Raw genomic sequence first — 13,186 nt, forward strand, 5'->3', positions numbered from 1 at the left:
GCGCGCGCCCCGAAACCGACAACCTCGAAAAGCCCAGACCGGCGGACACTCCGCCGGCCGACAGAAAAGGAATGAACCCATGACGGGAGTCCTCGCCGCCGTGAACGGTAACGTCACCGCGATCGGTTACGGCCTCGCGGCCATCGGCCCGGGCATCGGCATCGGCATCATCTTCGGCCAGGGCGTCAACGCGATCGCCCGCCAGCCGGAGCTGACCGGCGTGATCCGCACCAACATGCTGCTGGGCTTCGTCCTGACCGAGGCCCTCGCCCTGATCGGCCTGGTCGCGCCGTTCATCTTCAAGAGCGTCTGATCAGGAGCCGGACCCGAGGAGGGCTGCACACATGATCACGTCAGCGTCCGTGCTGGCCGCGGAGCAGAACAACCCTCTGATGCCGCACCCGTACGAGCTGGTCGTCGGGATCTTCTCCTTCATCGTCGTCCTGGTCGTCGTCGGCAAGATCCTCACCCCGCGCATCCAGCAGACGCTGGAGGAGCGGACCGACGCGATCGAGGGGGGCCTCAAGCGCGCCGAGCAGGCGCAGGAGGAGGCCCGCCAGACGCTGGAGCAGTACAAGGCCCAGCAGAAGGACGCCGCGATCGAGGCGTCGAAGCTGCGCAAGAAGGCCGAGGAGCAGGGCGCTCAGATCATCGCCGAGATGAAGGAGCAGGCCCAGGCCGAGGCGCGCCGCATCATCGACGCCGCCAAGGCGCAGATCGAGGCCGAGCGCCAGCAGGCGCTGTCCTCGCTGCGCGCCGAGATCGGCTCGATGTCGGTCGAGCTGGCCTCCCGCGTGGTGGGCGAGTCCCTTGAGGACAGCGCCCGCCAGAGCCGGGTGGTCGACCGGTTCCTCGAGGAGCTCGAGGAGCGCGCCCGCACGCAGGAGCAGATCACATCATGACCATCACGGGAGCGGTGAGCAGGGCGTCGCTGGCCGAGGCCAAGGAGCGGCTGGAGGCCGTCATCTCCTCCGCCGGCCCCGACCTCGACGGGCTGGGCGGCGACCTGTTCGCGGTGCTGCACCTGATCGACCGCGAGCACGGCCTGCGGCGGGCGGTCTCCGACCCGGCGCGGGACGGTGCCGACAAGGCGCAGCTCGTCCGGATCCTGCTGGAGGGCAAGGTGTCGCCGGCCGCTCTCGGGCTGGTCGCCGACGTGGTCCGGATGCGCTGGTCCACCCCCTCGGAGCTGTCGGACGCGGTGGAGGCCCTCGCGGTCACCGCCGAGTCCGCCAGGGCGGAGGCGGCCGGTCGGCTCGACGACCTGGAGGACGAGCTCTTCCGCTTCTCCCGGGTCCTCGAGGGCGAGATCGAGCTGCGCGGCGCCCTCGCCGGCCCCGGCCTGCCCGCCGAACGCAAGGCGGGCCTGGTCGAGGCGCTGCTGGAGGGCAAGGTCCAGCCGGCCACGCTGACGCTGATCAGGGAACTGGTGCTGCGCCCGCGAGGACGTAGCCTGGAGGGCGGGCTGGCCGAGTACGGCCGGATCGTCGCCCAGCGGCGGCAGCGGCTGGTAGCGCTGGTCCGGACCCCGGTCGTACTGACGGACGCGCAGCGCACCCGGCTCGCCGCGGTGCTCGCCGCCGCCTACGGCCACGAAGTACACCTGAACATCGAGCTCGACCCCACGGCGATCGGCGGCCTGTCGATCGAGATCGGGGACGAGATCATCGACGGCACGATCGCCGGACGGCTGGACGACGTCCGCCGGCGGCTCGGCGCCGGCTGACGCCGGCAGCCATGACGCCGACGAAGTCGGACCGGGGGGCGCGGGGGGTCGCCCCCCCTCGGGAAATCCTGACCCCAAAGGGAGCAAGAGAGGAATCATGGCGGAGCTGACGATCCGTCCGGATGAGATCCGGAACGCGCTGGAGCGCTTCGTCCAGTCGTACGAGCCCGAGGCCGCCGCGCGCGAAGAGGTCGGCACCGTCGTCGATTCCGGCGACGGTATCGCCCACGTCGAGGGCCTGCCCTCGGCGATGGCCAACGAACTCCTCGAGTTCGAGGACGGTACCCGTGGCCTGGCTCTGAACCTGGACGTGCGCGAGATCGGCGCCGTGGTGCTGGGTGACTTCAGCAAGATCGAGGAGGGCCAGAAGGTCCGCCGCACCGGAGAGGTCCTCTCGGCCCCGGTCGGCGACGGCTTCCTCGGCCGCGTCGTGGACGCGCTGGGCAACCCGCTGGACGGCAAGGGCCCGATCGAGAGCACCGAGCGGCGGGCGCTGGAGCTGCAGGCCCCGACCGTCGTGCAGCGGCAGTCCGTCAAGGAGCCGCTGCAGACCGGCATCAAGGCCATCGACGCGATGACCCCGATCGGCCGCGGCCAGCGCCAGCTGATCATCGGTGACCGGCAGACCGGCAAGACCACGGTCTGCGTGGACACCATCATCAACCAGAAGGAAGCCTGGGAGTCGGGCGACCCGGCCAAGCAGGTCCGCTGCGTGTACGTGGCGGTCGGCCAGAAGGGCTCCACGATCGCCAACGTGCGGCGGTCGCTGGAGGAGGCCGGCGCGCTGGAGTACACCACGATCGTGGCGGCCCCGGCGTCCGAGCCCGCGGGCTACAAGTACATCGCCCCCTACACCGGGTCGGCGATCGGGCAGCACTGGATGTACCAGGGCAAGCACGTCCTGATCGTGTTCGACGACCTGTCGAAGCAGGCCGAGGCCTACCGCGCGGTGTCGCTGCTGCTGCGCCGCCCGCCGGGCCGCGAGGCCTACCCCGGCGACGTCTTCTACCTGCACTCGCGCCTGCTGGAGCGCTGCGCGAAGCTGTCGGACGACCTGGGCGGCGGCTCGATGACCGGTCTGCCGATCATCGAGACCAAGGGCAACGACGTCTCGGCCTACATCCCGACGAACGTCATCTCGATCACCGACGGGCAGTGCTTCCTGGAGACGGACCTGTTCAACCAGGGCGTCCGGCCGGCGATCAACGTCGGCATCTCGGTGTCCCGGGTCGGCGGCTCGGCGCAGATCAAGGCGATGCGCAAGGTCGCCGGCACGCTGCGCCTGGCGCTGTCGCAGTTCCGCGACCTGGAGGCGTTCGCCGCCTTCGCGTCGGACCTGGACGCGGCGTCGCGCGCGCAGCTGGAGCGCGGCGCGCGCCTGGTCGAGCTGCTGAAGCAGCCGCAGGGCTCGCCGTTCCCGGTCGAGCAGGAGGTCATCTCGGTGTGGGCGGGCACGTCCGGTGAGCTGGACGAGGTTCCGGTCGCCGACGTCCGCCGCTTCGAGCGCGAGTTCCTCGACTACGTGGAGCGCGAGGACGCGGGCCTGCTGACCTCGATCCGGGAGACCGGGCAGCTGTCCGACGACGACCTCACCAGCCTCAAGAGCACCATCACGGAGTTCAAGAAGGGCTTCCAGACCAGCGAGGGCGACCTGCTGGGCACGGAGGAGCCCGTCGAGGCGATCGAGGACGAGGCCGTCGAGCAGGAGACGATCACCCGCGTCAAGAAGGGCTGACGGCCATGGCCGCACAGCTTCGTCAACTCCGGCAGCAGATCAAGACGGTCAAGTCGACCGCCAAGATCACGCGCGCCCAGGAGATGATCGCCACGTCGCGGATCGTCAAGGCCCAGCAGGCGGTGGCGGCCTCCAAGCCGTACGCCGACCGGATCACGCAGGCCCTGTCCGCGCTGGTGAGCCACCGTGTCGGGATCGACCATCCGCTGCTGCACGAGCAGCCGACCGACAACCGCAGCGCGGTGCTGATCATCACCTCGGACCGCGGTTTCTGCGGCGCCTACAACGCCAACGTCATCCGCGAGGCCGAGTCGCTGATCACCGCGCTGCGGGAGCAGGGCCGCGAGCCGGTCCCGTACGTCATCGGCAACAAGGGCATCACCTGGTACCGGTTCCGGGGCCGGGAGGTCGCCGAGACCTGGCACGGGTTCAGCGACCGGCCCGACTTCGCCAACGCCGAGCGGATCGGCCGTCGGCTGACCGGGGACTTCCTGAAGACCGACGCCGAGGGCGGGGTCGGGGAGATCCACGTCGTCTACACCGAGTTCGTCTCGATGCTGACGCAGAAGGTGCAGGTCCGGCGGCTGATGCCGCTGGAGGTCACCGAGGGCGACGGCGGCGGGCAGGTCCTGCCGACCTACGAGTTCGAGCCGTCCGCGCAGGCGGCGCTCGACCTCCTGCTGCCCAACTACGTCGAGAGCCGCATCTTCCACATGCTGCTGCAGTCGGCGGCGTCGTTCCAGGCGTCGGTGCGGCGGGCGATGAAGTCGGCGACCGACAATGCCAATGATCTGCTCGGGGTCTACACGCGCCAGATGAACCAGGCGCGGCAGGCCGCGATCACCCAGGAAATCAGCGAGATCGTCGGTGGCGCTGACGCGCTCGCCGAGTCTGGCGGGGAGTGATAATGACTGCACAGGTAGAGACGGCGACCGCGACCGGGCGCGTCGCACGCGTCATCGGCCCGGTCGTCGACGTGGAGTTCCCCGCCGACGCCATCCCGGAGATCTACAACGCCCTGAACGTCCAGGTCACGCTGGGCGGCGAGGAGAAGACCCTGACCTTCGAGGTCGCCCAGCACCTGGGCGACAACATGGTCCGGGCGATCTCGATGCAGCCGACGGACGGCCTGGTCCGCGGCGCGCCGGTGGTCGACACCGGCCAGTCCATCGCGGTGCCGGTCGGCGACATCACCAAGGGCCACGTGTGGAACGCCCTCGGTGAGGCGCTGGACACCCCGACCGCCTCGCTGGAGATCAACGAGCGCTGGGGCATCCACCGCAAGGCGCCGGCGTTCGACCAGCTGGAGTCCAAGACGGAGATGCTGGAGACCGGCATCAAGGTCATCGACCTGCTGTGCCCGTACGTCAAGGGCGGCAAGATCGGCCTGTTCGGCGGCGCGGGTGTGGGCAAGACCGTCCTCATCCAGGAGATGATCCGCCGCGTCGCTCGCAACTTCGGCGGCACCTCGGTGTTCGCCGGCGTCGGCGAGCGCACCCGTGAGGGCAACGACCTCTGGGTGGAGATGGACGAGGCGGACGTCCTCAAGGACACCGCCCTGGTGTTCGGCCAGATGGACGAGCCGCCGGGCACCCGGCTGCGCGTCGCGCTGGGCGCGCTGACGATGGCGGAGTACTTCCGCGACGTCCAGAACCAGGACGTGCTGCTCTTCATCGACAACATCTTCCGGTTCACGCAGGCCGGTTCGGAGGTCTCCACGCTGCTCGGGCGCATGCCGTCCGCGGTGGGGTACCAGCCGACGCTGGCCGACGAGATGGGCGTGCTGCAGGAGCGGATCACGTCGACGCGCGGTCACTCGATCACCTCGATGCAGGCGATCTACGTGCCCGCCGACGACATCACCGACCCGGCGCCGCACACCACGTTCGCGCACCTGGACGCGACGACCACGCTGGCGCGGAGCATCTCCGAGAAGGGCATCTTCCCGGCGGTGGACCCGCTCGACTCCACCTCGCGGATCATGGACCCGCAGATCCTGGGGAACGAGCACTACTCCGTCGCCCAGGAGGTCATCCGGATCCTGCAGAAGTACAAGGAGCTGCAGGACATCATCGCGATCCTCGGTATCGACGAGCTCTCCGAGGAGGACAAGGTCACCGTCCAGCGGGCGCGGCGCATCGAGCGCTTCCTGTCGCACCCGATGTACGTGGCCGAGCAGTTCACCGGCCAGCCCGGTGTGACGGTGCCGAAGGACGAGACGATCGCCTCGTTCAAGGCGCTGGCGGAGGGCAAGTACGACCACCTGCCCGAGCAGGCGTTCTTCATGTGCGGCGGCATCGAGGACGTCGAGAAGAAGGCCAAGGAGCTGGAGAAGTAGTCCGCTCCGGCGGGGCGCCCGGACCGCTCGTCCGGGCGCCCCGCCGGAACCGCTCCAGTATTCGGAGGATTGAGACGTGGCAACCCTGAAGGTCGGGCTGGTCTCGCCGGAGCGCGAGATCTGGTCCGGCGAGGCCAAGATGGTGGTCGCGCAGACCATCGAGGGCTCGCTCGGCATCCTGCCGGGCCATGCCCCGGTGCTGGGCGTGCTGCTGGACGGCAGCGTGGTGACCATCGAGCCGGCGGACGGCGGCGAGCGGGTCAGCGCGATGGTCGGCAGCGGGTTCTTCTCCGTCGCGGGCGACGAGGTCGCGATCCTGGCGGAGCAGGCCGAGATCGGTGAGGAGATCGACGTCCAGCACGCGCGGCAGGCGCTGGAGGACGCGCTGTCCGCCGGCGGCGAGGACGCGACGCCGGAGCGGCGGGCCCGGGCGCGGCTGCGCGCGGCGGGCATAGAGGTCTAGTTTTCAGCGCGAGCGAACGGCGGGGGGACTTGGGCGGGCACCTGGCACTTGACGCGGGCGGGGTGCTCGCCGGGCTGGTCCTGGTGGCCGCGCTCGTGTTCGTGGTGATGGCCGTGCGCCGCTGGCTGTTCGTCCGCGGCGGCGGCACGGTCGAGTGCAGCCTGCGCATGCTGCCCGCGGAGACCGCCGGCCCGGAGGCCGCTCCGGGGGTGTGGCGCCTCGGTATCGGCCGGTACCGGGGCGACGAGCTGCACTGGCACCGCGTGTTCGGTTTCCGGAGAAGGCCCCGGCAGGTGATCCACCGCCGGGGCCTCGTCGTGTCCAACCGGCGGGTGCCGGGGCCCGACGAGGCGGACGGCCTGCTGCCGGACGTGAGCGTGATCGAGGTGCGGGACGGCGCGCACGTGATGGAGCTGGCGATGGGCGCGGCGGCGCTGACCGGGTTCCTGGCGTGGCTGGAGGCGGCGCCGCCCGGCTTCCCGGTGGAGGTGCACCCGCAGGAGTGACCCGGCCCGCGTGATCCGGCCCGCTGATCCGGCCCGTGTGATTCGGGCTGCGTGATCCGGCCGTGCGACGCGGTTCGTGTGGGCTCGTGGCGGGGTCGTGGCCGGGTCGCTGCGGGCGTGTCGGCTTGCGCAGGGTAAGGCGCCGGTATCGATACGGCCGGGTCCCCTCGGCGATCCTTGAGGCGGGCGGGGCGCGGGTTCATGATCGGCCCTGGTCAGAGCTCCGTTCCCGTCTCCGCAGGAGTGCACGTGCGCAAGCTGCTCACCGGCGCCGCCGTGGCGCTGTCCGCCGCCGTTCCGGGCGCGCTGGCCGCCGTCGGGCCGGGTGCGCAGGCGGCACCGTCCCGTCCCGTGCCCTCGCCGCCGACGCCGCGCGCTCCCGCCCCGGCGGCGCAGGCGCGGCCCGATCTGGCGAAGCTGGTCACGTTGAAGGACGTCCAGCGGCACCTGTCCGCGTTCCAGGAGATCGCCGACTACAACGGCGGGAACCGCGCGGTCGGCGGGCAGGGGTTCGGGGTCTCCGTGCGGTACGTCGTGGGGCGGCTGAAGAAGGCCGGGTTCAAGCCGAGGGTGCAGCGCTTCACGTTCCCGTACTGGCGGGAGCGGTCGGCCCCGGTGCTGGCGCGCGTCGCGCCGTCCAAGGCGTCCTACAAGGTGGCGGCGGACTTCCTGACGCTCGCCTACTCGGGCGCGGGCCAGGTGACGGCCCCGGTGGCGGCGGTGGACCTGCCGTCGTCGGGCGAGGGGACGAGCGGCTGCGAGAGCGGCGACTTCGCGGGCTTCCGGAAGGGCTCGATCGCGCTGATGCAGCGCGGGACGTGCGCGTTCGCCACGAAGGTCGCGAAGGCGAGGGCCGCGGGCGCCGCCGCCGCGATCATCTTCAACAAGCCGGGCGAGAAGGGCCCGGTGAACGGGACGGTGGAGAGGCTCGCGCCGATCCCGGTCGTGGGCCCGTCGTACCAGGTGGGGTCCGAGCTGGCGAAGGCCGCGAAGAGGGGCGGCCTGAAGATGCGCGTGAAGACCGACGCCGTGCACGGGAAGCGGTCGGCGAGCAACGTCGTCGCCGACACGCGGCGCGGCCGGGCGGGCAACGTCGTGCTGGTCGGCGCGCACCTCGACAGCGTCCCGGCGGGCCCCGGCATCAACGACAACGCGACGGGGGCGGCGGCGCTGCTGGCCGTCGCGGAGAAGATCGGCAAGCTGCGCGGCACGGACGTGCGGAACCGGGTGCGGTTCGCCTGGTGGGGCGCCGAGGAGGAGGGCCTCGTCGGGTCCACGCACTACGTGCGGTCGCTCCGCGCCGCCGAGCGCGGCAGGATCGCGCTGGCCCTGAACTTCGACATGCTCGGCTCGCCGAACGGCACCCGCGCCGTCTACGACGGCGACCACTCCGGGCGTGTCGGCACGGCCCCGCCCGCCGGGTCCGGCGCGATCGAGAAGGTCTTCCGGGACTACTTCGCCGGACGGCACCTGCCGGTGACGCAGGCGCCGTTCGACGGCCGGTCGGACTACGGGCCGTTCGTCGCGAAGGGCATCCCGGCCGGCGGCATCGAGACGGGCGCGGAGGGCGTGAAGACCGCGGCGGAGGCCAAGGCGTACGGCGGGAGGCCCGGCAAGGCGTACGACCCGTGCTACCACGCCAGGTGCGACCGGATGAAGAACGTCGACCTCAAGCTGCTCGACACCAACGTGGACGGCGTCGCGTACGCGACGCAGCGGTTCGCCGCCAGCACGCTGCCGGTGAACGGGGAGGCCCGCTTCGTGGCGGTGCCGGCGGCGCCGTACCGTCCCGAATGGCAGGGGCCCTACCTGGTCCGGTGAGCGCCGCGGGCGGGGGCGCGGGGCGGCTCAGGCGGGGTTGATCGAGATGGCGCCGGCGTTGGTCTTGACCGTGACGCGCCGGGGCGCCGTCGAGTCCTGGTGGATGCCGGGGTCGACGTGCTTGCCGCCGGTGTCGGTGGACAGCGCGATCGCGTAGGGCCGGTCGGCGGGCAGCCGTAGCCGGACGGCGCCGGTGTCGCTGGTGGCCTGGACGCTGCTCGGCGCCGCGGCCAGGCCGATCGTGACGGTGCCGGCGTTGGTGTCGACGGCCAGCCGGTCGGCGGTGAGGCCGTCGGCCCGCAGCGCGCCCGTGTCGGTGCGCACCTCGGCGGACGTGAAGCGGCCGCCCAGCCGGACGTCGCCGCTGCCGGCCCGGGCCGTCAGCCGGTCGGACGTCAGGCCGGTCGCGGTGATCGACCCGGTGTCGGTGCGGAGGTCGGCGGTGCGGGCGCGCCCCGACACCCGCACGCTGCCCGAGCCCGCGCTGAGGGTCGCCGAGGACGTGCGCAGGTCGGTCGCGGTGACGGCGCCGGTGTCCCCGTGCAGCTTGACCGTGCCGGCCAGGCCGGTGACGCGGATCGAGCCGGAGCCGCCGTCCACCTCGACGGCCGTGGCGCGCGGCACCTGGATCCGGTAGGAGATCCGGCACGGGTTGGGGCCGATCACGCTGTGCCCGCACTTCGCGGACAGCGACAGCGTCCTCCCGCCGACCTCGTGCCGCGGCTGCGGCTTGTTGCGCCCGTTGGACCAGCGCAGATGCTCGGTGACCGTGATGCCGGGGGAGTCGGAGGCGGTGATCTGCACCGACCCGTCGCCCGGCGACACCCTGAGCGCGTCGACGCCGTCCGGCGCGGTGTAGGTGCGGTCCTCGGTGTGGCGGCTGAAGCTGAGCCCGCAGCCCGTCAGCGCCGTGCCCGCCAGCACCGCCGAGCCGGCCAGTACCGCCGCGCCTGCCAGTGTCCTCACGTCGCCTCTCCCCGCCGCTCGCCGTGCACCCCGTCATGCGACAGCCTGCCGGACGGGGGGCCGGGCCGACAGGAGGCGGGCAGGCGTCCCGGGGGTGGGGCTAACCCCACCGCCTCCGGCGCCGTGCGCGGGTCAGCGCTCGCCGCCCGGCTTCCACAGCACGTCGCCGTGCTCGGCGTTCGCGACGCGGCACAGGATGAACAGCAGGTCCGACAGCCGGTTGAGGTACTTCGCGGTCAGCGGGTTGACGCCCCGGTCGGCGGCGTCCGGGGCGTCGTCGCCCGTTTCGCCGACGGGGGCGGCGCCGTGCGCCTCCAGCGCGGCCCACGCGGACCGCTCGGCGCGCCGCGTCACCGTCCGCGCCACGTGCAGCAGCGCGGCGCCGGGGCTGCCGCCGGGCAGGATGAAGCTGCGCAGCGTCGGCAGGTCCGCGTTGTGCTCGTCGCACGCCGCCTCGAGCCGCTCGATGTAGGACGGGTCGACGCGCAGCGGCGGGTACTCGGGGTCGGCCACCACGGGCGCGCACAGGTCGGCGCCCACGTCGAACATGTCGTTCTGGACGCGCACCAGCAGCGTCCTCAGCTCGCCGGGCAGGCCGCCGAGGGCGAGGGCCACGCCGATCGCGGCGTTGGCCTCCTCCACGTCGGCGTAGGCGGCCAGGCGGGGGTCGGTCTTGCTCGTCCGGGACGCGTCGCCGAGCGCGGTGCTGCCGTCGTCGCCGGTCCGGGTGTAGATCCGCGAGAGGACGACGGGGTTCTCCCTGTTCTTCGCCATGGCCGTCACACTAGCGCCGGGCGGTGCGGCAGGCGCCGCCCGGCGGGCCCGGACGGGCCGGTGACGTCGGAAAACCGTTCGGTAGTGTTCGTTGCGTGTACGACTACGTGATCGTCGGTGCGGGCAGCGCCGGCTGCGTGCTGGCCGCCCGGCTGTCGCAGGACCCGTCGGCGAGGGTCCTGCTGCTGGAGGCCGGCCCCCCCGACGACGCGCCGGAGATCCGGATTCCGGCGGCGGTCGCGAGCCTGATCAAGGGCCCGTACGACTGGGACCACGCGACCGTCCCGCAGGAGCACGCCGCGGGACGCGCGGTGTACTGGCCGCGCGGGCGCACCCTCGGCGGCAGCTCGTCCACCAACGCGATGATCTACATTCGCGGGAGCCGGCACGACTACGACACCTGGCGCGACGCCCACGGCTGCGACGGCTGGGGCTACGAGGACCTGCTGCCCTACTTCCGCCGGGCCGAGGACCAGCAGCGCATCGCGACCCCGTACCACGGGACCGGCGGCCCCCTCCGCGTCGAGGACCTGCGCTACAAGCACCCGCTGACGCAGGCGTGGGTGCGGTCGGCGATGGCGTTCGGGCTGGCCGCGAACCCCGACTTCAACGGCGCCGGCCAGGACGGCGTCGGGTTCTACCAGGTCACGCAGCGGCGCGGGCGGCGCTGGTCGGCCGCCGACGGCTACCTGCGGCCGGCGCTGCGGCGGCCCAACCTCACCGTCGTCACCGACGCGCTCGCCACCCGGGTCCTGATCGAGAACGGGCGGGCGGCCGGGGTCCGGTACGAGGCGCGCGGCGAGACCGTCGAGGCGCGGGCCTCGACGGAGGTGATCCTGTCCGGCGGCGCGGTGAACACCCCGCAGTTGCTGATGCTGTCGGGCGTCGGCCCCGCCGGGCACCTGCGCGCGCTCGGCATCGACGTGGTCGTCGACTCCCCGGTGGGCCAGGGCCTGCAGGACCATCCGTTCGTGAACGTCATGGTCGCGACCCCGCGCACCAAGGCGCTGTGGGAGCTGGCGAACGCCCGCTCACTGGCGCTGCACGCCGCCCTCGGGCGCGGGCCGTACGCGTCCAACCTCGCCGAGGCGGGCGGGTTCGTCCGGACGGTCGAGGGCCTGCCCGCGCCGGACCTCCAGTACCACGTGCTGCCGACCCCGTTCCTGGACCAGGGGCTGGTCGAGCCGTCCCAGCGGCTGCTGTCGGTGCTGGTCACGGCCATCGCCGTGGCGAGCCGGGGGTCGCTGACGCTGCGGTCCGCCAGCCCGTACGCCAAGCCGCTGATCGACCCCGCCTACCTCGCCGAGAAGGCGGACCTGGACGTGCTGGTCGCGGGCGTCCGGCAGGCCCGCGAGATCGCCGCCGTCGGGCCGCTCGCCCATCTGGCCGGCGGCGAGTACGCGCCGGGCGAGGGCGTCCAGGACGACGAGGAGATCGCCGCGTTCGTCCGCCGCGAGTGCGCGACGCTGTTCCATCCGACGAGCACCTGCGCGATGGGCGGCTCGGACGACGCGGTCTGCGACCCCGAGCTGCGGGTCCGCGGCGTCGACGGCCTGCGCGTCGTGGACGCCTCCGTCATGCCGGCGGTGCCGCGCGGCAACACCAACGCCCCCACCATCGCGATCGCCGAGCGCGCCGCCGACCTCATCCGCGGCCGCGCCCCCCTCCGCGCCGCCGGCCGCTGACCGGGCCGGTCCGGCAGGGCCCCGTGAACGGAGAACGCCCCCGTCGTGTGACGGGGGCGTTGGCGGGTCGGGTCGCTGTGCGGGCTTCACCGCTTGAGCGCCTTGGCGAGGCGGGCGCGGCGCGCCTCCCGGGCCTCGGCCCGCAGCCTGCGCGCCCGGTCCTCCCCGGCGATCTTCATGAACTCGTAGCTGATCATGGTCGGCTCCCTTCGTCTTCGTTCGTTCGGTCGGTCAGGACGGGTCGTGCTTCAGCGCTTGAGCGCCTTGGCGAGGCGGGCGCGGCGGGCGTTGCGCGCCTCGGCCTGCCGCTCGCGTACGCGGTCGGCGATGATGACCCGGCTGATGTCCGTGCTGTACATGTCCTGCTCCTTGTTCCTGCCGGGCCCTCTTGGCCCGACATGTACAAGGTTCGTCCTAAGGCCCCGGGGCCCACATCGGGACGACGCCCTATTCGCGCGCCTTAGGACGCCTTAGTTCCCGGCGCCTGAGGCTCAGGCGCCTTAGGGGGTGGCGTAGGCGGTGCCGGACGCCTTAGTCGGACGGGTCCGACCTCAGGAAACGGCGCGCACGACGAGGTCGGTGAGGGCGCGCCCGGCGGACTCGTCCAGGGGCGCGTGGTCGAGCATGAGCCGGTACCACAGCACGCCGTAGACGACGTCCATCAGCAGCTCGGGGTCGGTGCCGGCGGCGATCTCGCCGCGCTCGGCGGCGCGGTCGAGGATGCCGCGGAGCGCGGCGCGGCGGGCGAACAGGAACCGGTCGCGGAACGCGCGGGCGAACACCGGGTCGAGGAGTGCCTCGGCCATGAGGCCGATGAGGACGGGGCGCTGGCCGCGCTGCCGGAACGTCGCGGCGAGGAACTCGGAGAGGTCGCCGGGGAGGGAGCCGGTGTCCGGGACGGTGATGCGCTCGTCGGCGAGCTCGACCAGGCCGTCCAGGACGACGTCGGCCTTGGACGGCCACCAGCGGTAGATCGTCTGCTTGCCGACGCCGGCGGCGGCGGCGATGCCCTGCATGGTGAGGGCGGCGTAGCCGTGCTCCTGGAGCACCTCCATCGCGGCGTCGAGGATCGCGCGCCGTGCCGTCTCGCTGCGTGGCCGTCCCATGCGGGCAGTTTACAAGACGCGGCGTCTCGATTTAATATCGAGACGTCACGTCTTGAAATGGAGGCG

General features: G+C 72.4%; 13 protein-coding genes. 10 read left to right on the forward strand and 3 right to left on the reverse strand.

From position 1 onward, the window contains the following. Positions 1–79: 79 nt before the first annotated feature. The 9 genes from atpE (at position 80) to J4557_RS13775 (ending at position 8,589) form a co-directional block, all read left to right on the forward strand. Complete coding sequence (gene atpE / locus J4557_RS13735; protein WP_173099009.1) at positions 80–313, forward strand: ATP synthase F0 subunit C; 234 nt, start codon at positions 80–82, stop codon at positions 311–313. Between the two features lie 31 nt (positions 314–344). Continuing rightward, positions 345–902 carry a F0F1 ATP synthase subunit B gene (locus tag J4557_RS13740; protein WP_208266906.1) on the forward strand — a complete coding sequence of 186 codons (558 nt, stop codon included), beginning with the start codon at positions 345–347 and terminating at the stop codon, positions 900–902. After that, entirely contained in the window at positions 899–1,726 is an 828-nt protein-coding gene (locus tag J4557_RS13745; RefSeq protein WP_208266907.1) for a F0F1 ATP synthase subunit delta, read from the forward strand. The genes J4557_RS13740 and J4557_RS13745 overlap by 4 nt, the downstream gene beginning before the upstream one ends. Positions 1,727–1,823: 97 nt before the next feature. After that, entirely contained in the window at positions 1,824–3,461 is a 1,638-nt protein-coding gene (gene atpA / locus J4557_RS13750) for a F0F1 ATP synthase subunit alpha (protein WP_208266908.1), read from the forward strand. Between the two features lie 5 nt (positions 3,462–3,466). Further along, entirely contained in the window at positions 3,467–4,366 is a 900-nt protein-coding gene (locus J4557_RS13755) for a F0F1 ATP synthase subunit gamma (protein WP_208266909.1), read from the forward strand. A 2-nt stretch (positions 4,367–4,368) separates the two neighbouring features. Next, on the forward strand, positions 4,369–5,799 hold the full coding sequence (gene atpD / locus J4557_RS13760) for a F0F1 ATP synthase subunit beta (RefSeq protein ID WP_208266910.1): 1,431 nt from the start codon (positions 4,369–4,371) through the stop codon (positions 5,797–5,799). A gap of 76 nt (positions 5,800–5,875) precedes the next feature. Next, complete coding sequence (locus tag J4557_RS13765; RefSeq protein ID WP_208266911.1) at positions 5,876–6,262, forward strand: F0F1 ATP synthase subunit epsilon; 387 nt, start codon at positions 5,876–5,878, stop codon at positions 6,260–6,262. A 29-nt stretch (positions 6,263–6,291) separates the two neighbouring features. Continuing rightward, positions 6,292–6,768 (forward strand): DUF2550 domain-containing protein, encoded by a 477-nt coding sequence (locus J4557_RS13770; protein ID WP_208266912.1) that lies wholly within the window; start codon positions 6,292–6,294, stop codon positions 6,766–6,768. A gap of 249 nt (positions 6,769–7,017) precedes the next feature. Beyond that, entirely contained in the window at positions 7,018–8,589 is a 1,572-nt protein-coding gene (locus J4557_RS13775) for a M28 family peptidase (RefSeq protein ID WP_307799752.1), read from the forward strand. A gap of 27 nt (positions 8,590–8,616) precedes the next feature. Here the strand turns inward: J4557_RS13775 and J4557_RS13780 are convergent, their stop codons facing one another. Then, complete coding sequence (locus tag J4557_RS13780) at positions 8,617–9,555, reverse strand: DUF4097 family beta strand repeat-containing protein (protein WP_208266914.1); 939 nt, start codon at positions 9,553–9,555, stop codon at positions 8,617–8,619. Between the two features lie 132 nt (positions 9,556–9,687). Further along, positions 9,688–10,329: a cob(I)yrinic acid a,c-diamide adenosyltransferase gene (locus tag J4557_RS13785; RefSeq protein ID WP_208266915.1), complete on the reverse strand. Its 642-nt coding sequence runs from the start codon at positions 10,327–10,329 to the stop codon at positions 9,688–9,690. A gap of 95 nt (positions 10,330–10,424) precedes the next feature. On the opposite strand from J4557_RS13785, the gene J4557_RS13790 reads away from it, so the two are divergent. Further along, complete coding sequence (locus tag J4557_RS13790; protein WP_208266916.1) at positions 10,425–12,014, forward strand: GMC family oxidoreductase; 1,590 nt, start codon at positions 10,425–10,427, stop codon at positions 12,012–12,014. Positions 12,015–12,565: 551 nt separating this feature from the next. Here J4557_RS13790 and J4557_RS13795 read toward each other — a convergent pair. Beyond that, complete coding sequence (locus tag J4557_RS13795) at positions 12,566–13,120, reverse strand: TetR/AcrR family transcriptional regulator (protein ID WP_208266917.1); 555 nt, start codon at positions 13,118–13,120, stop codon at positions 12,566–12,568. Positions 13,121–13,186 lie beyond the last annotated feature (66 nt).

This window comes from Actinomadura nitritigenes, from assembly GCF_017573545.1.
Lineage (GTDB): Bacteria > Actinomycetota > Actinomycetes > Streptosporangiales > Streptosporangiaceae > Spirillospora > Spirillospora nitritigenes.

Bases quoted from the DNA above. Each gene is read 5' to 3' on its own strand.
- J4557_RS13795 (WP_208266917.1), bottom strand. From the start codon at position 13,120: ATGGGACGGCCACGCAGCGAGACGGCACGGCGCGCGATCCTCGACGCC.
- J4557_RS13755 (WP_208266909.1), top strand. From the start codon at position 3,467: ATGGCCGCACAGCTTCGTCAACTCCGGCAGCAGATCAAGACGGTCAAG.
- J4557_RS13785 (WP_208266915.1), bottom strand. From the start codon at position 10,329: ATGGCGAAGAACAGGGAGAACCCCGTCGTCCTCTCGCGGATCTACACC.
- atpD (WP_208266910.1), top strand. From the start codon at position 4,369: ATGACTGCACAGGTAGAGACGGCGACCGCGACCGGGCGCGTCGCACGC.
- J4557_RS13745 (WP_208266907.1), top strand. From the start codon at position 899: ATGACCATCACGGGAGCGGTGAGCAGGGCGTCGCTGGCCGAGGCCAAG.
- atpE (WP_173099009.1), top strand. From the start codon at position 80: ATGACGGGAGTCCTCGCCGCCGTGAACGGTAACGTCACCGCGATCGGT.
- J4557_RS13740 (WP_208266906.1), top strand. From the start codon at position 345: ATGATCACGTCAGCGTCCGTGCTGGCCGCGGAGCAGAACAACCCTCTG.
- atpA (WP_208266908.1), top strand. From the start codon at position 1,824: ATGGCGGAGCTGACGATCCGTCCGGATGAGATCCGGAACGCGCTGGAG.